General features: G+C 68.5%; 17 protein-coding genes, 1 tRNA gene and 1 pseudogene. 13 read left to right on the top strand and 6 right to left on the bottom strand.

The features are described from left to right. Positions 1–5: 5 nt before the first annotated feature. The 4 genes from ACQPYS_RS05420 to ACQPYS_RS05405 all read left to right on the top strand — a co-directional run bounded on the left by ACQPYS_RS05420 (position 6) and on the right by ACQPYS_RS05405 (position 1,673). Complete coding sequence (locus tag ACQPYS_RS05420) at positions 6–134, top strand: hypothetical protein (protein WP_433491859.1); 129 nt, start codon at positions 6–8, stop codon at positions 132–134. Beyond that, entirely contained in the window at positions 124–438 is a 315-nt protein-coding gene (locus ACQPYS_RS05415; RefSeq protein ID WP_433491858.1) for a hypothetical protein, read from the top strand. Before ACQPYS_RS05420 ends, ACQPYS_RS05415 begins: the two co-directional genes overlap by 11 nt. Before the next feature lie 140 nt (positions 439–578). Continuing rightward, the gene (locus ACQPYS_RS05410) at positions 579–725 is read left to right on the top strand and encodes a hypothetical protein (protein ID WP_433491857.1); all 147 of its coding nucleotides are present in this window, start codon (positions 579–581) and stop codon (positions 723–725) included. 174 nt (positions 726–899) lie between these two features. After that, positions 900–1,673, top strand: a complete 774-nt coding sequence (locus ACQPYS_RS05405) for an aKG-HExxH-type peptide beta-hydroxylase (RefSeq protein ID WP_433491856.1) — start codon at positions 900–902, stop codon at positions 1,671–1,673. Between the two features lies 1 nt (position 1,674). Here ACQPYS_RS05405 and ACQPYS_RS05400 read toward each other — a convergent pair whose 3' ends face one another. The 3 genes from ACQPYS_RS05400 to ACQPYS_RS05390 all read right to left on the bottom strand — a co-directional run bounded on the left by ACQPYS_RS05400 (position 1,675) and on the right by ACQPYS_RS05390 (position 12,297). After that, the gene (locus tag ACQPYS_RS05400) at positions 1,675–2,178 is read right to left on the bottom strand and encodes a pentapeptide repeat-containing protein (protein ID WP_433491855.1); all 504 of its coding nucleotides are present in this window, start codon (positions 2,176–2,178) and stop codon (positions 1,675–1,677) included. A gap of 328 nt (positions 2,179–2,506) precedes the next feature. Beyond that, positions 2,507–2,944: a holo-ACP synthase AcpS gene (gene acpS, locus ACQPYS_RS05395; RefSeq protein ID WP_433491854.1), complete on the bottom strand. Its 438-nt coding sequence runs from the start codon at positions 2,942–2,944 to the stop codon at positions 2,507–2,509. Positions 2,945–2,955: 11 nt separating this feature from the next. After that, positions 2,956–12,297, bottom strand: a complete 9,342-nt coding sequence (locus ACQPYS_RS05390) for a fatty acid synthase subunit beta domain-containing protein (RefSeq protein ID WP_433491853.1) — start codon at positions 12,295–12,297, stop codon at positions 2,956–2,958. Between the two features lie 388 nt (positions 12,298–12,685). Between ACQPYS_RS05390 and ACQPYS_RS05385 the strand changes: the two genes are divergently transcribed. Both ACQPYS_RS05385 and ACQPYS_RS05380 read left to right on the top strand, forming a co-directional pair. Next, a tRNA-Leu gene (locus ACQPYS_RS05385) sits at positions 12,686–12,767 on the top strand. Positions 12,768–13,092: 325 nt separating this feature from the next. After that, positions 13,093–13,311, top strand: a pseudogene (locus ACQPYS_RS05380) (IS1380 family transposase); the annotation flags it as partial. Positions 13,312–13,480: 169 nt separating this feature from the next. Here ACQPYS_RS05380 and ACQPYS_RS05375 read toward each other — a convergent pair. Together ACQPYS_RS05375 and ACQPYS_RS05370 are read right to left on the bottom strand one after the other, a co-directional pair. Further along, a complete protein-coding gene (locus tag ACQPYS_RS05375) occupies positions 13,481–14,305 on the bottom strand; it encodes a cytochrome c biogenesis CcdA family protein (protein ID WP_433491852.1) in 825 nt (274 codons plus the stop codon). Then, a complete protein-coding gene (locus ACQPYS_RS05370) occupies positions 14,305–15,066 on the bottom strand; it encodes a DsbA family protein (protein WP_433491851.1) in 762 nt (253 codons plus the stop codon). Before ACQPYS_RS05370 ends, ACQPYS_RS05375 begins: the two co-directional genes overlap by 1 nt. A gap of 87 nt (positions 15,067–15,153) precedes the next feature. Between ACQPYS_RS05370 and ACQPYS_RS05365 the strand changes: the two genes are divergently transcribed. From ACQPYS_RS05365 to ACQPYS_RS05355, 3 genes are read left to right on the top strand one after another with little or no spacing between them, the layout of a single operon-like run. Beyond that, positions 15,154–15,699, top strand: coding sequence for a hypothetical protein (locus tag ACQPYS_RS05365; protein ID WP_433491850.1), 546 nt, complete (start codon positions 15,154–15,156; stop codon positions 15,697–15,699). A 46-nt stretch (positions 15,700–15,745) separates the two neighbouring features. After that, complete coding sequence (locus tag ACQPYS_RS05360; RefSeq protein ID WP_433491849.1) at positions 15,746–16,096, top strand: BlaI/MecI/CopY family transcriptional regulator; 351 nt, start codon at positions 15,746–15,748, stop codon at positions 16,094–16,096. After that, positions 16,093–17,091: a M56 family metallopeptidase gene (locus ACQPYS_RS05355; RefSeq protein ID WP_063041277.1), complete on the top strand. Its 999-nt coding sequence runs from the start codon at positions 16,093–16,095 to the stop codon at positions 17,089–17,091. Before ACQPYS_RS05360 ends, ACQPYS_RS05355 begins: the two co-directional genes overlap by 4 nt. A 193-nt stretch (positions 17,092–17,284) precedes the next feature. Here the strand turns inward: ACQPYS_RS05355 and ACQPYS_RS05350 are convergent, their stop codons facing one another. Further along, the gene (locus tag ACQPYS_RS05350) at positions 17,285–18,571 is read right to left on the bottom strand and encodes a glutaminase (protein WP_433491848.1); all 1,287 of its coding nucleotides are present in this window, start codon (positions 18,569–18,571) and stop codon (positions 17,285–17,287) included. Positions 18,572–18,982: 411 nt separating this feature from the next. Here ACQPYS_RS05350 and ACQPYS_RS05345 point away from each other — a divergent pair, with 411 nt between their 5' ends. The 4 genes from ACQPYS_RS05345 (at position 18,983) to abc-f (ending at position 23,952) form a co-directional block, all read left to right on the top strand. After that, entirely contained in the window at positions 18,983–19,408 is a 426-nt protein-coding gene (locus ACQPYS_RS05345; RefSeq protein ID WP_433491847.1) for a hypothetical protein, read from the top strand. Positions 19,409–19,505: 97 nt separating this feature from the next. Beyond that, positions 19,506–20,636, top strand: coding sequence for a PLP-dependent cysteine synthase family protein (locus tag ACQPYS_RS05340; RefSeq protein ID WP_431940539.1), 1,131 nt, complete (start codon positions 19,506–19,508; stop codon positions 20,634–20,636). After that, on the top strand, positions 20,633–21,946 hold the full coding sequence (locus ACQPYS_RS05335) for an MFS transporter (RefSeq protein WP_433491846.1): 1,314 nt from the start codon (positions 20,633–20,635) through the stop codon (positions 21,944–21,946). Before ACQPYS_RS05340 ends, ACQPYS_RS05335 begins: the two co-directional genes overlap by 4 nt. Before the next feature lie 365 nt (positions 21,947–22,311). Next, the gene (gene abc-f / locus ACQPYS_RS05330) at positions 22,312–23,952 is read left to right on the top strand and encodes a ribosomal protection-like ABC-F family protein (RefSeq protein WP_433491845.1); all 1,641 of its coding nucleotides are present in this window, start codon (positions 22,312–22,314) and stop codon (positions 23,950–23,952) included. The last annotated feature ends 236 nt before the right edge of the window (positions 23,953–24,188 follow it).

Genomic DNA, 24,188 nt, shown 5'->3' with positions numbered 1-24,188 from the left:
TTACGATGCTCCGACGCATCGCCGGGAAGCTGCACAGAGACAACGAGCGGATAGCGCGGCTGCGGCACGAATTCGCCACCACGATCGAGACCCTGCGGTCCGCGCCGATCGAGGAGGTGCGGCATGTCCGCTGAACCGAAGCGCGCAATCGTACTACGCCATGCCGACGCCGACCGTCAGGATATCGAGGAACTGACTCGGCAGTACCGCCTCGATGTTGTGTACACCGCCGTCGCTGATACGGCAGTGCCGCGGCTGGCCGTGATGATCGCGGTCGAGCATGCGCTCGACCATCGCGCAGAGGTGGTGGTTGTGCCGCACCTCACCGCCAAAGACGCATGGGCTGACCGGGAGTGGCGCGCGCTGGCCGAGCTCGTCGACATCATCGGCGCCGATGGCGTGATATTGGGCGGCGACGCCGGTGTCACTCACCCGTGAGCGGCGACGCGGATAGATCTGTGGCAGCGAGAACTTTCCGCCACAAACAACTCTCGTATTGCGCGAGAAGAGCTGGCGGGCATATAGCCCGTCGTCAAGCCCTGGCCAGGGATCAAGAAACCGAAAGCGGAGGGAATGCCATGAGCAATCTCAAGAACGATTCGATCGTCGGCGACGCCGTGCAGCGGGCGGCGGAGGACTCTGAAGCGGCCGATGCGGCCGTGCGAGAGCGCATCGCCCGGTTCCGCGGCGACGACAACGCGGCGATGATGGGCGGCTGGACCTGATAGGTCCGCTGACCGAAGTCTGAGGGCGGGCGGCGGGTACTCCGTCGCCCGCCCGTTTCGTTTCACACACTTTCTGATTGGACTTTCGCAATGCATTTCCTGAATGTCGGCCACGCCTACGAGAACGTTGCCAGGTACACACGAGCGGTGATCGGGGAAGCTCCCGACCTCGCGGTGCTGCCCTCGTCCTACCGGGAGGCCGTCAGTCGGCACCGGCCGATCGACGCGCCGCTGCACGGTTCGGCAATCCACAACGAGGACAGCGGTTGGGGTGATTACCTGAACGAAGCCGACGTCTTCGACGGGATTTTCAAGGGCCTGCGGCCATCGACGGCAGAGGAGCGCGACATGTGGCCCGGCCGTGTCTCGCAAGCCGCCGAATATGTCCGCGACTTGAACACAGATCTCGGGCGTCTCGTCGACCTCCTGGTCACCGATATCATCCTGCTGCCCTCCGACAGCACCGGTGGCGGATCGGCTGCGCACATGCCCGGCCTGGTGGCCCTGAGCCCGGGGCCGGAATGGAGCGTGTACGACTTCGCCGAATCTCTTGTCCATGAGGCAACTCATCTGAACTTGTTCGTCGGCGATATGGTGCACGGGCTCTACACGAAGCCTGTGGCCGAACTCTCCGCCGACCGGTATCGCGTTCTGTCTGCGGTGAAGTTCGGTCAGCTCCGGCCCCTCGATCGTGCCTTCCATTCGGCTGTTGTCGCGGTGCCGCTGATGTGGATGCAGCATCAGCGTGGCGAGACGGAGTTGGTCGATAAGTTCACGGGCTCGCTGCGGGAGTGCTGCGACGGTTTGAACAATAAGCGGGATCTGTTCACGCCTTACGGGCAGCTGCTCGTGCACCAGCTCGCCGAGTTCGCGTTCACCCTCGATTGGGATTACGTCGAGGAGTCGATTTCTGGCGACAGATTCTCTACCTACGCGGTCGCGGCCTGAGTCACCAGTTCACGTCGATGCCGACCTCTCGGGCCAGGCTTCCCGCCAGCCCGAGCAGGTCGTCACCGCGAACCTGAGCACCCTTCAGTCCGCGCACTCCGCGCACGTCGATCAGTCGGCAGTCCACGAATGTGGTGTTGTGCTCGATATTCGCCTGCGAGAACTGCGCGCCGGTGAGGTCGCATCCCTCGAACCGGACGCTGCGGAACCTGACCCTTTGGAAGTCCGCGCCCGCCAGGTTGCAGCCGGTGAACACAACCTTCTGCAATTTGCTGCCGCGAAACGATGCCAAATCCGCGCGGGTGTCCTCTACGGACACATCTCGCAGTACACCGTCGCTCAGTGAAAGCCCCGTCAATCTGGACTGGGTAATCTCCGATTCCAGGAACGACGTCTCGTCCGTGCGCAGGTTCGACAGGTCACACGAGGCGAACATGCAGTTGTCGAACGTGGCCCGAGCGAGCGTGCCGATGATCCTCGCGCCGGAGAATTCCGACGCGCTCACCGCGACAGCTTCTCCGCCGTCGAGACCTGCATCGGTCCCCGTGTACCGGATACCGCTGACCGTCAACTCGTCGGCGAACTCCTCACCCGGTCCGGCGTCGCGTAAGGCACTCGCAGTCCGCGGTTTCACCGGTGCGACCTGTACGCGTGTGACGCCCATAACTCCCCTGTCCGACGCGAAATTGGCATCGAACCTAGCATGCCGCTGCTGTTCCGCTGCGGAGGGTGGAGAGCAGCCTCTGAAAATGACACGATCGCCGCAACCTCTCATCGAGAGTGTTGCGGCGATCGCGTGCAGTCGCCAGTGCTCCGGGCCGTTGCCGATACGTTCAGTTCTCCGTTGACCGGCCTTCGATCAGGTCGGCCAGTTCACCCGGGTCCTCCAGTACCACCATCGCGGCCGCCGTGTCACCGTCGTGGGTGAGCGACAGGTGCACCCGCACCCGCGGCAGGAATTCCGCGGCCAGGCCGTGCAGTTTGATGCTCGGCCGGCCCCAGGCGTCATTGACGACCTCGATCAACGGGTACGGGTTGTCCCCGATCTGCGGGCGGCGGGCGAAGCGCGACGCGGCCCAGGCCTTGAGCACCGCCTCCTTCGCCGCCCACCGCGCCGCGTAACTACGGGCCGGATCGGTGGCCTTGCTCTGGCAGTAGCGCCGCTCACCGGCGGTGAAACTCTCCCTGAGCATGGTCGTTCCGGCACGGTCCAACTGTTCGGCGAACTCGGAGATGGTCACCAGGTCCAAGCCGATTCCGAGGATGGTCACAGTGGCGCAGCCTACGCAGTACCGGCGACGCCGGCATCGGAACCGCCACCGACGAATCGCCCGGTCTCGCAACCGGCTCCATCGACCTGGTAGACCCCGCCGGTACCGAGACGCGCGTCCTCGGACAGCAGCACCTCGGCCTCGAGACCGCGGATCTTCGCCGCCGGGGTGCCGTCGCCGCCGAGACGCCGATCGGCCGGACGCTCGTAGAGCGCCGCCCCACCGCACATCGCCTCGACGATCCGCTGCCGGCCCGCCAGCAGGCGTTCCTGCGCCCGGCGCTGGTACTCCGCCCGCCGAGCCGGTTCGATCGCCTGGACGAACGCCTCCGGATGGACGACCGCCAGCAGACCGGACACATGCCCGAATCCGAGCGAGGTCACCAGGCCCGCCTTGAGCGGGAACCGGTCACCGAAGCGCAGCGCTTCGCGCACCCAGACCAGATGCGGGTACTCCGCCATCTTGTCGTCGACGCAGTCCAGGCTCCGGTTCGGCGGCACCACACCGTTTTCCAGCACCTGGCACAGGCCGATCAGCTGGAACGCGGCCGCGCCACCCTTGGCGTGCCCGGTGAGGCTCTTCTGCGAGACCACGAACAACGGCGCCCCGGCGGACCGGCCGATGGCCGCCGCCAGCCGCTCGTGCAGTTCGGACTCGTTCGGATCGTTGGCCGCGGTGGAGGTGTCGTGCTTGGACACCACCGCGATATCGTCCGGGCCCACACCGAGTTTGCGCAGTTCGGCGGCGAACCGGGATTCCCGGCCGCCCCGGCCCGCACCGAGGGCGCCCAGGCCGGGCGCCGGGATCGAGGTGTGCACACCGTCGGCGTAGGACTGGGCGTAGGCGACGACACCGAGGACCGGCAGGCCCAGTTCCAGCGCCACGTCACCGCCGGCCAGCAGCACGGTGCCGCCGCCCTGCGATTCCACGAACCCGCCGCGACGCCGGTCGTTGGCCCGGGAGAAGTAGCGGTCGCTGATGCCCTTGGCGCTCATGGCCGCCGAATCCGCGGTGGCCGACATATCGCCGAAGCCGACAATGCCCTCGATACCCAGATCGTCGAAGCCACCGGCCACGACCACCTCGGCCTTACCGAGCTTGATCTTGTCGACACCTTCCTCCACCGACACCGCGGCGGTGGCGCAGGCCGCGACCGGATGCACCATGGCGCCGTAGCTGCCGACGTAGGACTGCACGACATGCGCCAGGGCCACATTGGGCAGCGCCTCCTGCAGAATGTCGTTGGGGCGCGGCTCGCCGAGCAGGTTGTCGACATAGAGCGACCGCATCGACGACATACCGCCCATACCGGTGCCCTGGGTGTTGGCCACCAGGCTCGGGTGCACCCAGCTCATCAGTTCCGACGGGCTGAACCCGGACCCGACGAACGCGTCGACGGTGCAGGCGATGTTCCACAGCGCCACCCGGTCGATCGAGGACGCCATATCCGCGGAGATACCCCAGACGGTGGGATCCCAGCCGGTCGGGATCTGGCCGCCCACGGTCCGCGACAGGTTCGCCCGGCGCGGCACCCGGATCTCGGTGCCGGCCTTACGGGTCACGGTCCAGTCGCCGGAATCGGCGACCGGGGTGATGACCGTGTGCTCGGGATCGGCCGCGTAGAAGGCACGCGCCTCGGCTTCGCCGCCGACCGTGAACGACAGGTCCTGATCCAGGAACACCGAGGTCATCAGCGGGCTGCTGTTGTCGACCATGGCACCGTCGTCGGCGTAGCGGCGGATACCGCACCGCTGCACCACGGCGTCGTGATACCGCTCGGCCAGTTCGTGTTCCGGCACGTAGTCACCGGATTCGGTGTCGTACCAGCCCGGTTTGGGATCGTTCTCCCAGGCCACCATGCCGGTGGTCCAGGCCAGCTCCAGCACACCGCCGGCCGACAGCTCGTCGGAGACCTCCATCTCGAACCGGGTCCGTGCCGAACCGTAGGGGCCGAGCTCACCGGCCCCGACGATGACGACCATATCCGTGAGATCAGCGGTTACCGCGCCCCATTCGGGGACGGGCAGCGCGGAGGTCAGTGCCGGCGGCGCGGGCAGCGCTGAGACTCGCGGCGCGTCCGAGGCGGGTACCTCGTCGGCCTCCTCCGCGTCCGCGGCTTCCTGCGCCTGCTTGGCGAGCGCCGCCAGGTCCAGATCGGCACCGGCCAGCCCGCCGGTCAGGTCGATCTGCTGCGGGTCGGCCGCGGCGGCCGCACGGGCCTGCTCGGTCGCCCACTTCAGCAGTTCGTCGGCGATCTCGTCGGTCGACCAGGTCTGCACCCCGGCCTGTTCGACGGCGTCCACCATCGGGTCGTTGTGACCCATGAGCCCGGTACCCCGGACCCAGCCGATCAGCGCGTGCACCAGGGTGACCCGGGCCGCCCACGTCTTCTCGGCCCGCCACCTGGCGACCACGGCGTCGAGCGCGGCCTTGGCCTCGCCGTAGGCGCCGTCACCGCCGAACAGGCCACGGTTGGGCGAACCCGGCAGCACCACATGCAGTTTCGCGTCGACATCATGGTCGGCGCCCAGCGTGGACAGACCACCGATGAGCCGCTCGACCGACCACAGCAGCACCCGCATCTCCATTTCGGCGCGGGCACCCGCGTCGGAGAGGTAGCCGGAGACCCGCGGCGCCGCGAACGGCAGCAGCAGGGTGGGGGTCAGCGCGTCCTTGGTCTTGATCTTGGCGCCACCGGCATTGTCGACCTGCTCGGTACCGACCCACTCGATGAGGGCGTCGATATCGGTATAGGAGGCCATATTCGCCGGGACCACCCACAGCGCCGCACCGTGGCGGGCGTTGGCGCGGTAGAGGTCACGGTAGAAGCCGAGCCGGTTGTCGTCCAGACGCGAGGTGGTGACCACCACGGTCGCCCCGCCACCGAGCAGGCGCCCGGCGAGCGCGGCGGCGATGGAGCCCTTGCTCGCACCGGTGACCACCGCGACCTCGTCGGACCACACACCGATTTCGGTGGTGTTCCGCGCCGCCTCGGCGATCCGCTCGTAGTGACCCGCCAGCACCGAACGTGCCTCGCCCACGGCCCGCTGCCGCCACCAATCGGCCTGCGCGGCAACCGCTTCACCGGCACCGGTGAACCCGGCGACCGGCAGCTGCGCGGTGACGGAATCCTCGCCCAGCCACAGCCGGGCCAGATCTTCACGCGCGGTGGCCCACCGGTCGTCGATGAGCACCGCCTTGCGGGCGTCGAACGCCGGGGCGACCAGCCGCGGCCAGTCCGAACCCAGTTCCGCCGACACCAGGTCGACGAGTCCGTCGTCGGTGGCCTCGGCCGCGGAGGTCCGCTCGCTCAGGCCGAGCTGTTCGAGGACCAGACGGGCCGCCGAGGCCAGCACACCGTCCTTGCCGGTGATCTGCTCGGTGAACTCGCCCAGGGCCGCCGCGTCCACGGTGCCGCCGCCGGACCCACCGGCCGCGGGCAGCGAGACCGCCACACCGCGCCGCGCCGCCACCGCCTGGACGGCGGCGTCGATCGCGGCATCCACGGACGCGCCGTCGGAGAGCGCACCGGAGACGAGACCGCCCAGGTCGCCGCCGCGCACGCTGGTGCCCTCGCGGGTACCGAGCGAAACCTCGGCGGTGATGTGGCTGGCCCAGCCCTCCCCCAGTTCCCAGACTTTCTTCACGCGTTCGGCGATCGCGGCCGGCCGCTTGCCGGACGGTCCGAACACCTTGCGCAGATGGTCGTTGATCGCGTCGCTGAGGACCGAGCCAAACGGCTTGTAGGTGCGGGCGAGACGTTCCACGGTCGCCGACAGCGCGCCCATATCGGCATCGGCGGCACCGTCGATCGCGCCCAGCGACAGTTCCGACCCGAGGTCGACCAGCAGCTGGTTACGGCGCGAGGACACCCCGTCGCAGAGGCCCTCGATGGTGTCGACCGGGCCGATCTGGTCGATCCGGAGCTTGGTCCACAGCGCGATCAGCACGCGGGTGGCGTCGGCGGCAGTGAAGGCGATGTCGTCGGGCCGCGGACCACCGGTCGCGGCCGCGGGTGCGGCGGGCGCGGCGGCCGGAGCGGCCGCGGCAGCGGGCGCCTCGGCGGTCTCCTCCACGGGCTCGTCCACCGGAGCCGGGTCGGTATCGGTGGAGTACACCACCGCCGCCTCGCGCTCGATATTGAGCACCTCCACCGTGGTGGTGGCGAAATCGGGCAGCTTCAGGGTCTGGCTCGCCAGGTTCGCCACGGTCGGGGTGGCGCCCAGGCCGACCTCCACGAAGCGCTCCACACCCAGCTCGCCGAACAGCAGGTCCTGGGTCTCGATCCAGCGCACCGGGCTGGCGAACTGCCAGGCCAGCAGTTCGATGAGCACCACGCGGCACAGTTCGCTCGGGCGTTGCGCCCAGGAGTCGAAATCGGCGAGGACGGCGGCGAGCGGTTCCGAGGGCACCAGATCGGCGATCTCGGCGACGAACTCCCGCTCCAGCGAGAACGGCTTCGGCACCAGGTTCGGGATATAGCGCCCGACCAGCACCTCCGGCTGCAGTTCCTCGGGCAGCAGCTGCTCGAGCTTGCCCCGGAACTCCGGCACCCCCTTGCGCAGCACCGTGGAGTGGAACGGCACATCGATACCGGGGACCAGGATGAAGGCGCGCTTCCCGCCGAATTCCGCCCGGCGACGCTCGATCTCGGCCTCCAGGGCGTCGAGACCGGCGACGGTACCCGCGATGGCGTACTGCGAACCGCGCAGGTTCAGGTTCACCACTTCGAGGAATTCCCCGACCTGCTCGCCGACACCGGAGACGAAGCCGATGACCTCGTCGTCGGGCAGTCCGATCTGTGAGGGCCGGATGGCGGCCATCCGGTAGTCGCTGCGGCCCTGCGCATCCCGCGGCACCAGCTCGTGCATGGCCGAACCACGCTGGAACACCACCTCGAGGACGGCCTCGAGCGGCAGTACACCGGCCACGGCGGCCAGGGCGTTGTACTCACCGACCGAATGCCCGGCCAGCAGCGCGCCCTCCACGAACGCACCGGCCTCGCGGAGTTCCGCGACCTGGGCGACACCGAGGGTGGCCATGGCGACCTGAGTGAACTGGGTCAGGTGCAGGACACCGTCCGGGTGCCGGTGCTCGACCCCGCGGGCCTTCAGATAGGTCGGGTTGTCCCGCACCACGGCCAGGATCGAGAAGCCCAGCGCTTCCCGGGTGTGCTTGTCCGCCCGGTCCCAGATGGCCTTGGCGGCCTTGGAGCGCGACCGCGCGTCCAGGCCCATCCCCTTGCGCTGGATGCCCTGGCCCGGGAACGCGTAGACGGTTTTCGGCGCGGCGGTACGACCGGTCGCGGTCATCACCAGATCGCCGGCGGCGCGGCAGGAGACCTCGACGATCTCGTCGCCGCCGTCGACCGCGACCCGTTCCACCCGCACATCGATATCGGCGCCCGGCCGGACCATGCCCAGGAACCGGGTGGTCCACGCGGTCAGCGTCCGCGCCGGCACCGAGGCCTGCGGGTCCACCGCCGATACCGCGTGCTGCGCCGCGGCCGACAGCCACATACCGTGCACGATCGGGCTGCCCAGGCCGGCGAGTTTCGCGGCGGCATCGCTGGTGTGGATGGGGTTGTGGTCACCGGAGACCGCGGCGAACGCGGCCATGCTCCGGGGCGCCACCATGGTGACGTCCCGGCGCCGGCGACGCGGGGTCTCGGTGGCATCGGCGCCCACGGTGCCCGCGGCCCGGGGCGGATCGGTCAGTTCGCCCGCGCCGGTGCGTCCGCGGATGGCGAAACGTTCGGTCAGGCGGGCCAGCGGTACCACGTCCAGGCCCTGGTCCCGCATCTCGCCGACGGTGACGTCCACCTCGACCACCCGGCCGAGATCGGTGTCGACGACCGTCCCGGATTCGGCCCGCACCACGAGAATGCTGGTCTCGCCGGGCAGTTCGCGCAGCAGCTCGATCCGGTGATCCAGGTGCACCAGATCCAGCATGCCCTCGATGACGCTGGCATCGGCCGCGGTCCGCGCCGCGCCCAGTACCCCGAACACCGCCGGCCAGCAGGCACCCACCAGCACGTCCGGCACGGTGCGGCCCAGCGTGCTCAGCTCCGCCGGCAGCCCGGCGCCGGTGACACCGGCGTGATCGGCGACCAGATCCGGCGACCAGGCCAGATTCAGGTGCGCGACACTGCCCTTCACCTCCGGCAGGGCCTGGCCGGCGGCCACCCCGAGCAGCGCGGACATGGCCGCGTCGGCATCGGCTTCGGTCACCACCGGCGCGCCGCCGTTGTACACGGTCACCGGCACCGTGATGCGGATACGCACCTCATGTCCGGCGTACAGGGGGACGGTCAGCTCCACGTAGCCGTGTTCGGCCTCGGGACCCTCGGTCTCGACCAGGATGGCTCCGGTCGGCGGGTGCACCGCACCCTTCTCGTCCACGGTCCACTCGTGCAGGTCACCGAGCCGGTGCACCGGGTTCACGGTGGCCCGGCCCGACCAGTTCACGTCCGGCGCGGCCAGCACCACATCGATCGGTCCGCTGGTCACCGCGGCGACCCGGCGGGCGTCGACCGCGGCCGGGGTCAGACCGTCGCGGACCAACTTGTAGGCGGTGTCCTGCTCGAACCGGTCCAGCAGTTCACCCACAGGCTCGTCGACCCGGGTGATCCCGGCGACGGCGACGGTGCCCGGGATCACGCAGACCTGATCGGCGGAGTAGCGCGGATCATGGGCCTGCCACAGCGAATCCGAGCGCCACCAGCGCCGCACGTCCTGGTCGACCACCGGGACGAAGTTGACCGGTTTGCCCGGCGTCTTGCACAGGGTGATGAAGAACGGCACATCCGCCGGATGCAGCAGGCTCTGCGCCGCCGCCGGGTAGTGCTCGCGCAGTGTCGCGAGCGCGGCGGCGGGGTCTTCCAGGTCCTCGTCACGGAACAGGGAATCGATCTCGCCACGGTCGGCCGGGGCGAGCCGGGCCTCGGCGCGGCGCAGCATCTCGCCGAACCGGTCGCGCCAGCTGATGTCCAGCCACACCGACCGGGTCGCCGCGGTGATCGCGTCACCGAGGTCGGTGCCGCAGTCGAAGTTCTGGCGGCGCTCCTGCCCGATCGCCAGGTCCACGTAACGTTCGAGCCAGGCGAGGTAGGTCATGGCCGCGATATCGCCGAAATAGGGCTTGGCGGTCGCGTTGAGCGCGTCGATGATCTCGGCGCGGCGGGCGGCCACCGCCTCGGCGTCCCCGGCCACCTCGTCGAGCAGGCGACCGGTACGTGAGGCGGCATTGTCGATCTCGTGGATATCGGCGCCCAGCTGGCTGCGGCCCGAGGCCATGCCGCCACTCGCGGTGCCCGCGCCCACCCAGTCCGGGGTGCCGGGGGTGTCGACCAGCAGCTGCTTCACCTCGGGCGCGGTGGTGGCCTCCAGCGTCGCCATCGCCGCGGTCCCCACCAGCACACCGTCCAGCGGCATGGCCGGGTAACCGTGCGGCGCCGACCAGGCACCGGTCAGGTATTCGGTGGCTCGCTCCGGGGTCCCGATTCCGCCGCCGACGCAGACCACGACATTTCCGTGGGTGCGCAGTTCGGCGTAGGTCTCCAGCAGGAGATCGTCCAGGTCTTCCCAGGAGTGGTGCCCACCGGCCTTACCGCCCTCGATGTGCATGATCACCGGGTAGTCCGGCACCGCGTCGGCGATGCGGAGCACCGCGCGGATCTGCGCGACCGTGCCCGGTTTGAAGGCCACGTGGCTGATCCCGGCCTCGGTCAGTTCTTCGATGAGCGCGACGGCTTCCTCGAGCTCCGGAATACCGGCGGTGACGATCACACCGTCGAACGGAGCGCCCGCCGCGCGGGACCGCTGAACGAGCCGCTTGCCGCCCAGCTGCAGTTTCCACAGGTACGGATCCAGGAACAGCGAGTTGAACTGCACCTGCCGGCCCGGATGCAGCAGTTCCTGCAGCTCCGTGACTCGGTCGGCGAAGATCTGCTCGGTCACCTGGCCGCCGCCGGCCAGTTCGGCCCAGTGCCCGGCATTGGCCGCGGCCGCGACGATCTTCGCGTCCACCGTGGTCGGGGTCATCCCCGCCAGCAGGATGGGCGAACGTCCGGTGAGCTTGGTGAACGCGGTCTCCACCACGATGCGCCCGTTCGGCAGGCGCACCGGGCGCGGCGCGAACGCGGTCCAGGGCTGCGCGACCTCGGGCGTGGCGCCCGGGGTCAGCAGGTTGCGCTGGCCGGCTCGGGTGGCCGCGGCGATCATGCCGACACCGCTGCCCTTGAGCGAACCACCGCTGACGCGAGAGAGCAGATCGCCGGGGCCGAGGTCCAGAATCCATTCGGCGCCGGTGCCGACCACTTCGTCCACGGTCCCGACCCAGTCGACCGGCTCGACGAGGATGTCGCGGGCCAGTTCGCCGGCGAGTTCGGTATCGAGCCCGCACTGCCCGGCCCACCCTGCGACCAGTTCGACGGTGTCGCCGAGGGCCGGATGGTGGAACGCGACATCGACGTCGAGGTCCTCGAAGACCGGCGCGAACACCGCGCCGCCGCGCTGTTTGGCCGACCGTTCACGGTCCTGTTCGGCGTGCAGTTGCTCGCAGCGCTGCTGCACCCGGCGCAGCTGATCGGGGGTACCGGAGAGCACCACCCGGCGCCGGCCGTTGCGGATCGACAGCACCGCGGCGGCCATCGGGTCCACACCCACCGAGACCTCGGCGAGCACGGCCCGCAGTTCGTCGGGGTCGACATTGGAGACCGCGACCATCGAGGACCGCTCACCCACCGGCATCAGACCGCGCCGCCGCGCGACCAGTCCGGCCGCCGCGCCGACCAACTGGGCGATGGCGAGGATCTCCGCGTCCCGCTCCCCGGCGGCCCGCACCGCGGCGGCCGCCAGCAGCCCCTGCGAGTGACCGATCACCGCGACCGGCGCGATCTCGACCGGGTCCAGTCCCTGCAGCCGCAGTGCCCGCAGCGCGGCGAGCTGGGTCAGCAGTACACCCGGCATCGATACCGCGGCCGAACGCAGCACCCGCTCCGGCGGCGCGTCCGAGGTGTCGGTGTCCTCGTCGGCGAGGTCGTCCTCCAGCATCCAGGCGACGGGATCGAATCCCACCGGGCGCACCACCAGCAGCTGGTCCGCGACGGGACCCAGCAGCGCGGCCGCCTCGTTGACCAGAGCAGTGAGTTCGGGTTCCAGGGCGGCGTCACGGCCGATCTCGGCCAGTTCGCCCAGCCAGCTGGCGCCCTGCCCACCGAAGGCGAGCGCGTACGGGGTTCCTTCCCGCAACCGGTCCAGCAGCGGCGTGCGATTCGTCTCGGTCACGGTCCTGCCTGCGGCGGCGTCCACCCGGTGTCCGGCCCCGGACGCAGTGCTCTCGTTGATCGTCAAGACGTTTCGACTTTCTCTCGTGGCGACATGTCTTCGGAGACTTCCCCGGCTCCCAGTCCACGCACGGGTGGTCCACACCCGTCGGCCTGCTCTCAGCGAGAATGGCACAAAATCATGAGGGAATCCTCACGTTTGCCTGCCCGTGCGTCGCCTACCGATGAGTATTCGTGCACCGATGTACCAGAATGGGCGGAAACATGAACCTCCCTCATGTTTGAACCCGCTGGTGAGGACCGGTCCTTACCGGCGCGAAACGTGAGTACTCCTCATATTGCCGGTTATCGAATCGTTATAATCCCAGGTGGGGTTACCGGCGAGTACAAAACACCGGCCCGCGTCTTCGCGATCCGCCGACGGACCGGTAGAGTTTGGACGGTCGTACCATCAAGCGCGAGTGGCGAAATTGGCAGACGCGCCAGATTTAGGTTCTGGTGTCCACGGACGTGGGGGTTCAAGTCCCCCCTCGCGCACAAATACCCAGCAAATCTGCTGGGTTTGCGTGCCGTATGGCTGATCGGCCGCCGCGGTAGCGGGCGTCTACTCCTGAATCCTCCGCGGCACCGGACAACCTGATCGGCGCTCGTATCGAACTCGTAGGCAGTGACCCGATGGCATCAACCCGCCAGGCCACAACTCCCCAGCCGATACCTTGGCCGCGGCCCGGCTGCTGCTCACTCGGCCTCGATCCACGATCAGTTACTGCCGGGTTGGGTGAAGTGAATAGAGACGCCCTTTGAACTGAGAAGATCGCTGTTGTCCAGGCAGTGATCGGTCCGGTTCAGAAGGGCACTTCGGGTGCGAGTTTTGCATAGATTCGCCGCGGAGCCAGCGGCGTTCGATGATCAGAGTCTTGTATCGCCGGCCGGGTTGGTGCCGGTGATGCGGCCGGCCGAGCGAACCGGGCTTGGTGAACTTCTGACATGAAGGGTGGCGATCACCGAGCCGCGGATCCGCTCCGGAGCGGCAAACGCCCGGCCGAAGCTGACGGCGCTGATTGCAAGGATGCGCGCCGGAAAGCCGGCTCGGCCACAGAAAGCAGCCCGGATGGTCGCAAGCTATCGTCTGCGCCCGCGCAGCGGTAGTGAGCGGGGAGATCCTGGTCCCGAAAGAAAAGTAACCGACACTCCTTATTCTGTGTGTCGTACCGTTCGTGGCTTGGGCGATCGTTTTGGTCAGCGCCCTGTCAACAGGGTGGGCTCTCTGCGCGGTTTGCGCGACGCCGGAGCCACCACACCACTGCTCCGATCCCGACGCACAGGATCAGCACAAGGATGTTGGACACCTGCCCGCCGAGTTCGGCCACGCCTGTTTCGATCCGGTATTGGTCTGCGATGGAGAGGATCCCGCCGACTTCCGGGTCGCGTGCCAGGAACAGGAGCAAGATGCCGAGGGCACCGGACAGCACGCCGGAGATGATCGCATGCCAACTGTTCGTCCAACGCCCGATGGTGAATTCCCGTGGTGCGAGGGCGGCGCGAATCCCGGCCGACCACCGTTTCCATGCGAGGGCGAGGATCAGTAGCGGTAAGGCCATTCCGGCCGCGTAGACCGCGAGCAGGATGGCGCCGTAGGCCGGGTTCGCTCCGACCGCGGCGATCATCAGTACGGACCCGAGAATCGGGCCCGTGCAGACGCCCGCAACTCCGTATGCCGTGCCGAGAACGTAGACGGTCCAGGCGCGGCCGGCCTCACCCGGCTGGGAAGTGCGAGACAAACCCGGAATCGGGATCCCCGCCAGCTGGACGACACCGAACAGGATCACCACGCCGGCGACGACAGTGAGCAGCAAGCCGCGGTTCTGGTTGAGAAATGCCCCGACAGTGCCGGCGAAGACGCCCAGCGGCACGAGCGTCGTGACCAGTCCGAGGTAGAACACGCCGGTACGGGCAACGAGAGTGGCAGGGTCGGAGAACGCGTAGGCGAAGAATGCGGGAAGCAACATGACCGAACACGGAGACAGAAGGCTGAGTATGCCGCCGAGTAAGGCGCCGAGGTAGCCGATATCCATCAGCCGATCTCCTCGAGCTGCGCGTCGATGACCCGACGGAACGCATCGATGGGCTGTGCGCCTTGCAGCACTCGGTCGCCCACGATGAAGGTGGGGGTCCCGGTCACGCCGAGTGTCCGGGACTCGTTGCCCTCCCGGTCCACGGCTGCCGCCAGCTCCGGATCGTCCAATGCGGCGGTGAACGCCGCGGTATCGAGACCTTCGACCCTGCTCGCGATCTCGACCAGGATTTCACGCCGGTAGTCCTTGGAGCCGGAATAGGTGTGCGCGAACATTTCTCGCGAGAACTCCCAGAACAGGTCTAGTTCCGCTGCCGCTCGGCCGGCGATCGCCGTTTCTACGGAGTGGCCGGTCAGGATGGGCGTATCACGCCACTCGATACGAACGTGCCCGGGCCCGACATACTCGTCGAGCAGCGCCGGGAGGGTGTTGACGGCGAAGGCGCTGCAGTACGGGCAGGTGAAATCGGCGTACTCGATGACGACGACCGGCGCGTCGACAGCGCCGATGGCGAACGGGTCGTTGCCGTCACGGCGCGCCAGGTCGGGCAGGCCGCTGCCCCCCTCGGCGGCCGACGGCGCGGCGTGAGATCGATCGTTCTGGGTGTTCGTGCTGATCGCGACACCAATGGACAGGAGCGCGACGACTATCGCGCCGAAGGCAATGGCCTTCCATGGGAGCGAGCGGGTGGGGGTGTCCTGCGAGGAAATCGTCGTGCTCCTTACTGGCCGGGAGACGCGCGTCCGCCCAGGGCACTGCACCGACGCGGGTTGTCGGGGCGGTGGGCGCGTCAACTATCTCAGATAGTCGACTATGCAAGGTAGTCGACTATCCGGCATAGTAAAACCGTGAGTCGTATCGAACAGCGGGTGAGCCGCCGGAGAACGTCGCTGAGCCTCGCGGCGCAGGCGTTGAACGCGTGGGGTCCCCGGCAGCTGGGCCTCGCTGCCACGGCAGCCGTGGTGGTGGCTGTGCTGGTCGGCCTCGGCACCGTCTTGATTCCGAACCCGGTCTTCGGGCGTGAGATACCGCCGGAGCCGTGGAACTACCCGGTGTGGATCGTCGCATCCGTTCTCACCGGGATCTTGTTCGCAACCTATGTTCGCCCGAACACCGCAGTCACTTCCCGTCCTGGCGAATCGGCAGAATCCGGCGACGGTTCGGACCGCCGCAGTGCCCGGCTCGGCGGTTTCGCCGCGGTGCTGGCCTGGTTCGCGGTCGGTTGCCCGGTCTGCAACAAGATCGCGCTGCTGGCCCTCGGCTACTCCGGTGCGCTCACGTGGTTCGCACCCGCACAGCCGGTGCTGGCCGCGACCGCGCTCGTACTGTCCGCGGTCGCCGTCGTCCGGCGGCTCCAGGGCCAGGTCGTATGCCCGGTGCCTGCAGTACGGTAGGGAGGTCATGATGTCCGGAAAAAGACGAGATCAGCAGTCTGAGCCGGTGCGGCTGGGGGCACTCGAACAACAGGTGATGGACGTGCTGTGGGACCACGGAGCTTCCACGATCCGACAGGTGATCACCCGGCTGGGCGGTGACCTGGCCTACACCACGATCGCCACCGTGCTGACCAATCTCGAACGCAAAGAACTCGTCGCCCCCGAACGCAACGGGCGGTCCGTGCGCTACGCGCCGCGCCACACGCGGGAGAAACACGCTGCCCAGCTCATGAAACAGGCGCTGTCCACCAGCAACGACCCTATGGCGTCGATCCTGCATTTCATCGACGAGATCAATCAGCGTGACCTGCAGTTGCTCCGCGACTACCTCGACAGGAGCGGGCGCAGCGAATGAGCGCACTGGTCATCCCGGCCGTTCTGGCGTTCGTTCTGGCCGCATCCGCGATAGGCGGGCCGGCGCTCGTCCGTACCGCCGCACCCACACTGATGCGGATCCCCCGTACGGCCGTACTCGTCCTCACCGGCAGTCTGCTGCTGTGGCTCCTCGCGGTGGCCTCGCTGAGCCTGATGGCGGCGTGGATGGTCACCGGTCCGAGGGTGCTTCCCGCGCCGGTCGCTGAGGCTTGCCGACAATGCCTGGACGACGCCAGCCCGTTCGCTCCGACCACAGTGAGCACCGACATTCCCGTCGTATTGCTTCTGCTGCTACCTGCGGTCACGCTCTCCACCCTGGTCGGTCTCGGGGTTCCCCGGTGGGTGCGCCGTCACCGCGCCACGCGGTGGGCCGCGCAGGCGCTGGCTGTCCGAGCCCGGACTGCGCGCGTCGCCGGGCATCGCGTCCTGGTGATCGATGATCCACGGCCGGTGGCGTTCTCCTTGCCGCGACGGTACGGCGGGATCGTCGTATCCGACGGACTGTGCGTCTCGCTGGAGCCCAGCGAACTCGCGGCGGTCCTCGAACATGAACGCGCTCATCTACGTCAGCACCACCACGTGATGCTGACGCTCGTCGGTGGACTGACTTGGTCGTTGCGCTGGGTGCCGTTGGTGGCGGCGATCGCCGATGCGATCCCGCACTATCTCGAGATCGCGGCAGACAACGCGGCCCGCAGCCATGCGGGCACACCGGCATTGGCGAGCGCACTACTCAAACTCGGTGCACCCGACAATCACCTCACTGCGGCTCCGGGCAAACCGCTCACGGGTCTCCTGCTCCACGCGGCAGGGCCTGACCGGATCGGCCATCTGGTATCACCCACCCGAGCCCGTTCGGCGGTGCTCCCGGCGTCGACGCTGGCCGTACAGCTCCTCGCTTTCGCCGCGGTGGTGGCCACGGTCCATGGTTCTTACCTGTTTGTCGTGCTGTCTGGGTGCGCTACGGCAGTCTGACATCGACGAGACCGGAATCTTCGACTCACTGGTGAATGCCCGACATTTTCTTGCCGCGATTCCGGACTCTACGCACGCGCCCAGCGCCTATTGGCACGACAAGCCTGCGGTAGCCTTTTCGTACACCCCAACCGCATCACCAAGGACCGATTCGTCACCGAAAATCCGTAATGGGGTGCCGCTGTTGCCCGGGTCAGTGGGTGCGTGAATTCAGCACTTGTTCCACGTCTTCGACGACAGTGACCCGGCCGCCATCGCCGGGATCGGGGTCGGGCATCATCGATTCCGGGTCCACGAGGTAGACCTCGTGACCGTCCAGCGTGAGCCGGCGCGCGACCTCCAGCAACATGCGCCGGGCCACGCCGTCGATCGAATAGACCATCGTGAAGTCCAGCGCCACCCCGGCTTCCGGCGGTGCGGTATCCAGGATCTCCCGAACGATCCGCTCGGCGCCGGCGAAGCCGATGCCACCTTGTAGTCGGATGACCCGGATCGTGTCCGGTCCGTGGCCGGCGACGTGATCCGAACGCACGACCGCACGTGCGGGGGCCGGGACCTCCATCACATGCAGACCCATATCGGAGGAGAATCGTTCGAACAACGACACACCGCGCACACTGTTGCCGTGGGGGTCCAGTCGTGGCGAGAACGTGGCGATACCGATCTGGCCGGGCAGTGCGCCGATCAGGCCCCCGGCCACGCCGCTCTTCGCCGGAATACCGACCTGGGTCGCCCAGTCACCGGCCGCGTCGTACATCCCGCAAGTGAGCATGACGCTCAGCACCTGACGCACCACCTGTTCGCGTATCACCTGTTCACCCGACAGCGGATTCACGCCGCGATTGGCCAGCGTCGCGGCCATCATGGCCAGATCGCGCGCGGTGACGAGCACGGAACACTGGCGAGTGTAGCCGTCGACGACGGCCCGCGGGTCCTCGGTGAGGATGTCGTGGCTGCGGAGCATATGGGCGATGGCGAGATTGCGGTGCGCGTGTTCCATCTCCGAAGCGCATACCGCCTCGTCGATCTTCAGCCGGCGACCGGCGAACGCCGAGAGGCCCTGGACCACGCGCTCGACGCGCTCCTCCGGATCCAGCCCGGGCGCGCCGGCCAGCGAGTGGGCCGTGATCGCACCGGCGTTGATCATGGGGTTGAAAGGGCGCCCGGTATCGCCTTCGAGGGAGATCTGATTGAACGCCTCTCCCGACGGCTCGACACCGACTTTCGCGAGCACCGGGCCGAAGCCGCGATCGGTCAGTGCCAGCGCGTAGGTGAACGGTTTGGAGATCGATTGGATCGTGAACTCGGTATCGATATCGCCGGCGCCGTAGACCTGGCCGTCGACGGTGGCGAAGACCGCGCCGAGGCGCTCGGGTTCTGCTGCCGCCAGCTCGGGTATGTACCCGGCCGTCTCTCCGGAGGTGTCCGCAGCGACATCTCCGAGTGCCTCGGCCAGATAGTCGGGAATGATCGACCGCATTCGTCCTCCTCCGTACAGATGTGCAAGGTCCGCACCACGCAGGGTCACGTCGGGCCACGATGGACAACCGCTGTCCGGCGGCAACCGCCCGGCGCGCCGAGATGGTGCCGGCCATCTCGGCTGCCAGTATTCCGATGGTTGTGACGTGGATGGTGATCGCGCGTGCCCCCGTGACAGCGGAGCTACCGAGTTCGGCGTCCCGGCACCGCTCGATCACCTCGATGACTCCGCCACACCTCGCGTCCGTAGCCACCCCCGCCCCCGGGTTCCCTTTTTCCAGAAGTACTGTCGCGAAACATATCCGGCGACCGCCCCGCCGCGGCGCCCGCCCGAACCATGTACCCAACGGGGGTAGAGTAGTCCACGATCGGCACGGGGCCGGTGCGGACGTTCGGAAACGGAGGTGGGCCGATGACGATCACGATGCGCACCGCGGCGTCCCGGCGCTACCACCGGCCCCGCGGCGCGACGGTCATGGTCGTCCTGGCCGCGCTGGCGTTGCTGTCTCCCCTACTGCACTGTGATCTCGTCCCCGCGGCGGCAGCGCACGCCCGCGCCCATGACGCCGTGGCCGCGGCCGGTCACCACGACCGCACCGGCGACCCTGCCGGCAGCCACTGCACGACCCAGGCGGTCCACTGCGTATCCCAGGTGGTGCTGCCCGCCCGGGTCCCCGATCCATTCGTCCTCGTTTTCCTGGCAACGCTGACGCTCACCACGGCAGTCGCGCGCTCCCTCGCGCCCACCGCCGGACGCTGGATCCGGGGACCCCCGGCCGGTCCGCTCGCCGCCGGTGGCCGCGAGATCCTCACCCGCATCTGTATCGCCAGGCGCTGATCGGCCCACGCCCGGCCGGTCCCGCCGGACCGGCCGGTGTCCGCTGCCGACCATCCGCCTCCGGGTCCGCGAGGACCCGATACAGAAAGCGACAGTCATGAACAACGTGGTCCTGCCCGAGCCCGCGGAGCCGACCGCCGCCGGAATCGTTTCGCCACCCGGCACCGCCCTGACGCCTCCCGCCCTCGTGGGGAACACGCCGGTGCTGTGGGTGGGCGCCCCACTGGCTCCCGCCGGGCGCGGATTCTGGGCCAAACTCGAGGGCAGCAACCCCGGCGGGATGAAGGACCGGCCCGCCCTGCACATGGTGCGGCGCGCCCGGGAGCGCGGTGATCTCCCGCCGGGTGCCCGGATCGTGGAATCCACCAGTGGCACCCTGGGGCTGGGTCTGGCCCTGGCCGGAGTGGCCTACCACCACCCGGTCACCCTGGTTACCGATCCCGGCCTGGAGCCGATCGTGGAAAAGTTGCTGACGGCCTACGGCGCCACCGTCGATATGGTGCCCGCACCGGACCCGGTCGGCGGGTGGCAGCAGGCCCGCCGCGATCGAGTGGCGCGGATACTGGCCGCGGAGCCGTCGGCGTGGTGCCCGGACCAGTACAACAATCCCGACAATGTGGCCGGGTACGAGTCACTGGGTGTAGAACTGATCGAACAGCTGGGCGGCGTGGACGTACTCGTCTGCGCGGTGGGAACCGGCGGTCATTCCGCGGGGGTGGCCCGCGTACTGCGCCGGTTCGACCCGAATCTCGAACTCATCGGCGTGGACACCGTGTCCTCCACCATCTTCGGCCAACCGGCGGGACCGCGGCTCATGCGCGGGCTCGGCTCCAGTATCTATCCCGCCAATGTCGACTACGCCGCGTTCGACGAAGTTCACTGGGTCGCCCCGGCCGAAGCGGTGTGGGCCTGCCGGACCCTGGCCACCACCCACCACGCCACCGGCGGGTGGAGTGTCGGGGCGGTGGCCCTGGTCGCGGGTTGGGCGGCCGGACAGTTCGATGCGGACGTCCAGGTCGCCGCGATCTTCCCCGACGGTCCACAACGCTATTTCGACACCGTCTTCAGCGACGAGTACTGCCGCGCACACGACCTGCTCGGCGTGGTGCCGCCAGCCGGGCCGGCCACGGTGTCCTCCCCGTTCGAGGCGGAGTTCCGGAGCTGGACCCGCTGCGCGACGGTGGTGGATCCGCGCGGGCGCATCGCACTCGAAGGAGCCCGCGGATGAACACTCTCGCCACCTTCCGCAGCTTCGACACCCCGGTGCGACTGCTGATGATCAACCAGTTCGGTATCAACCTCGGTTTCTACATGCTGATGCCGTTCCTGGCCGGATATCTGGCGGGCCCCCTCGGGCTCGCCGCATGGGCGGTGGGGCTCGTGCTGGGGGTGCGCAATTTCTCCCAGCAGGGCATGTTCCTGATCGGCGGAACGCTCGCCGACCGGCTGGGTTACAAACCCCTGATCGTTACCGGATGCCTGTTGCGCACGGGCGGTTTCGCACTGCTGGTGTTCGCCACCGGCCTGCCCGCGCTGCTGGTCGCCTCGGCCGCCACGGGGTTCGCCGGGGCGCTGTTCAATCCGGCCGTCCGCGCCTACCTCGCCGCCGGATCCGGGTCGCGCCGGGTGGAGGCCTTCGCCCTGTTCAACATCTTCTATCAGGCCGGAATCCTCGCGGGCCCCCTGGTCGGGGTCGCGCTGCTCGCGCTCGATTTCCGGGTGGTGGCGGGCACGGCCGCCCTGGTGTTCGCCGTGCTGACCGTGGCCCAGCTGCTGGCGCTGCCCGCCGGACCCGAACTTCCCGCGCACACCCGGGTCCCGGTGCGGACGGCGTGGGCGGAGGTGATGCGCAACCGGCGGTTCATGGCGTTCTCCGTAGCGATGATCGGTTCCTACATCCTGTCCTTCCAGATGTATCTCGCGCTCCCGCTGCAGGCGGAGATGATCGCCGGAGACGGCGCGCAGGTGCTGGTATCCGCGCTGTTCGTGATCTCCGGGGTGATCGCGGTGGCCGGCCAGTTGCGGATCACCGCCTGGTTCCGGGCCCGCTGGGGCACCGGACGCGCCCTGGCCGCGGGGATGACGATCCTGGCCGGTGCCTTCCTACCGCTCGCCCTGGTCCCCGTCCCGGCATTGTTCGGCACTTGGGCCGCGGTGGCCGCCCTGCTGGTCTCGGCGGCTCTGCTGGCCGTCGGGACCGCCGCGGTGTTCCCGTTCGAGATGGACACGGTCGTCACACTGGCCGGCGACCGCCTGGTGGGCACCTACTACGGCTTCTACAACAGTGTGGTCGGGATCGGCATCCTGATCGGGAATCTCGCGACGGGTGCCGTATTCGGCGCCGCGCGGGCGGCGGATGCCGAGACGCTGGTCTGGATCGGGCTATCCCTGATCGGCGCTCTCTCGGCCGTTGCCCTGGCCCGCCTCGGCCGGGCCGACCACTCCGGCACGGCCGACCCCGTGACATCCGGCGATGACGTGGCGGAAGTGGGGGAACCCGCCTCCCATGCCTCCGGCTCGGCCGGCCGCGGGAGTTGAGGTCTGCACCGGGCCCGCGACGGCGATCAGCTCGCGGGTTCGGGCCGCTGGGCGGCGCTCGGCCGCGCGCAGACGGTGGCGGTATGCGGGCGCCGGCATTCGTCCACGCCCCGGCCGACCGAATCGCAGCGCCGGCTTACCGGCCGCTCCCGGTCGCCGGGTGCGCGGACTGCTATCGTGAACAGGGAACCCTCGACCACAGAGAGATCGATCATGGTTGGTGAACTCGACATCTCCGGAGCCACCCGGCTCTGACGGCCACCAGTCGGGCGCATCGGGCGCCGCTGTAGTGGCCGCTTCGTCGTTCACTTTTCCTTCTTCGGGACAGCGCTACGCGCCCGAACGACAACCGAGGTCTCTCCTATATGTCCGAATCTTTTATCGTTTGTTCGAACCTGTCGTTTTCCTGGCCGGACGACACCGCAGTGTTCACCGATCTCTCCTTCAGCGTCCCCGGCGGTCGCACCGGTCTGGTGGCACCCAACGGTGCGGGTAAGAGCACGCTGCTCCGCTTGCTCGCGGGTGAGCTGAAACCTCGTGCCGGCAGTGTGTCCGTCGACGGCGTACGCGGTTACCTCCCGCAGACCCTGCCGCTCACCGGCGAGATGACGGTCGCCGAAACCCTGGGTATCGCACCGATCCTGGCCGCACTGAACGCCGTCGAATCCGGTGACACCGCCGAAGAGCATTTCACCACCATCGGCACGGACTGGGATATCGAGGAACGCACTCGGGCCCAGCTGGAACGCCTCGGTCTGGGCGAGCTGACACTGAACCGGCGGTTGCGCACCCTCAGCGGCGGTCAGGTGGTGTCGCTGGGGCTGGCGGCCCAGCTGCTGCGGCGACCCGATGTACTGCTTCTCGACGAGCCGACCAACAACCTGGATCTGGAAGCCCGCCATCGGCTCTACGACCTGCTGGCCGATTGGAAAGGCTGCTTGCTGCTGGTGAGCCACGACCGGACCCTGCTGGACCGGATGGACCGTATCGCCGAACTGCACGCCGGGGAGATCCGCTTCTACGGCGGCAATTTCACCGAGTACGAGGGGTCCGTCCGCGCCGAGCGCGAGGTCGCGGAGAAGAACATCCGCAATGCCGAACAGGAGGTCAAACGCGAGAAGCGGGAACTCCAGCAGGCCCGGGAGCGCGCCGCGCGGCGGGCGAGCAACGCGGCCCGGAATCTGGGTAATGCGGGGCTGCCGAAGATCTTCGCCGGCACCATGAAACGCAATGCCCAGGAATCGGCCGGGCGGGCCAACGAAACCCACGCCGCCCGGGTCGACGCCGCGAAGAACCGGCTCGACCTGGCCGAGCGCGCGCTGCGCCCGGAGCAGCGGATCACCCTGCAACTACCGGACACCGATGTCCCGGCGGGGCGCACCGTGTTCACGGGGGAAGGGATCCGCTACCGCTTCGGCGAACACGAGGTCTTCACCGGTGACGGCGCGGATCTGACCATCCGCGGGCCGGAGCGGATCGCGTTGACCGGGCCGAACGGTGCGGGAAAATCCACCCTGCTCCGGCTCATGCACGGCGATCTGGCGCCGGAGAGCGGTTCGGTCGCCCGGGCCGAGGGCCGGGTCGCCTATCTGTCACAGCGGCTGGACCTGCTCGATGTAGATCGCACCGTCGCCGAGAACCTGGCCGCCTTCGCGCCGAACCTGCCCACGCCACAGCGGCTGAATCTGCTGGCGCGGTTCCTGTTCCGGGGAGCCCGGGTCGAGCTGCCGGTGGGCGCGCTGTCCGGCGGTGAACGGCTGCGTGCCACGCTGGCCTGCGTCCTGTTCGCGGAGCCGGCACCCCAGTTGCTGCTGCTGGACGAGCCGACCAACAATCTCGATCTGGTCGGTGTCGGGCAGCTCGAAAGCGCACTCGATGCCTACCGGGGCGCGTTCGTGGTCGTCAGCCACGACGAGCGGTTCCTCGCCGAGATCGGGGTGCAGCGCTGGCTGCGGTTGGCCGACGGCCGGCTGCGCGAGGTCGCGGGGCCCGCGGTAGCCGACTGAGTCCGGCGCGGTATCGACTGCGGCGGTTCCGGGTCATATTGCCGCTGTTCTCCCGGAGTTGTGCACCGGTAGCGACCCGGCGCACCCGCCGGCCCGGAACTGCTACAGAGGTAACTATCTGCGCTATCCCGCCCGGGCCCCCTCGCGCATCGACCGGGATGACGAGCAGAACTCGGCTCCGGCTGCGCAGGTCAACGACCATCGGCTGTCGGCGGGGTCACCGGCGGACACGGCCC

This window comes from Nocardia grenadensis, assembly GCF_050942415.1.
Lineage (GTDB): Bacteria > Actinomycetota > Actinomycetes > Mycobacteriales > Mycobacteriaceae > Nocardia > Nocardia grenadensis.
Note: the sequence above shows the minus strand (reverse complement) of the source record. Positions and strands in the feature narration are given on the sequence as shown.

Excerpts from the sequence above, each read along its gene's own strand:
- ACQPYS_RS05350 (WP_433491848.1), bottom strand. The coding sequence starts at position 18,571 with ATGCGGTCGATCATTCCCGACTATCTGGCCGAGGCACTCGGAGATGTC.
- ACQPYS_RS05410 (WP_433491857.1), top strand. The coding sequence starts at position 579 with ATGAGCAATCTCAAGAACGATTCGATCGTCGGCGACGCCGTGCAGCGG.
- ACQPYS_RS05345 (WP_433491847.1), top strand. The coding sequence starts at position 18,983 with ATGACGATCACGATGCGCACCGCGGCGTCCCGGCGCTACCACCGGCCC.
- ACQPYS_RS05335 (WP_433491846.1), top strand. The coding sequence starts at position 20,633 with ATGAACACTCTCGCCACCTTCCGCAGCTTCGACACCCCGGTGCGACTG.
- abc-f (WP_433491845.1), top strand. The coding sequence starts at position 22,312 with ATGTCCGAATCTTTTATCGTTTGTTCGAACCTGTCGTTTTCCTGGCCG.
- ACQPYS_RS05415 (WP_433491858.1), top strand. The coding sequence starts at position 124 with ATGTCCGCTGAACCGAAGCGCGCAATCGTACTACGCCATGCCGACGCC.
- ACQPYS_RS05355 (WP_063041277.1), top strand. The coding sequence starts at position 16,093 with ATGAGCGCACTGGTCATCCCGGCCGTTCTGGCGTTCGTTCTGGCCGCA.
- ACQPYS_RS05375 (WP_433491852.1), bottom strand. The coding sequence starts at position 14,305 with ATGGATATCGGCTACCTCGGCGCCTTACTCGGCGGCATACTCAGCCTT.
- ACQPYS_RS05340 (WP_431940539.1), top strand. The coding sequence starts at position 19,506 with ATGAACAACGTGGTCCTGCCCGAGCCCGCGGAGCCGACCGCCGCCGGA.
- ACQPYS_RS05420 (WP_433491859.1), top strand. The coding sequence starts at position 6 with ATGCTCCGACGCATCGCCGGGAAGCTGCACAGAGACAACGAGCGGATA.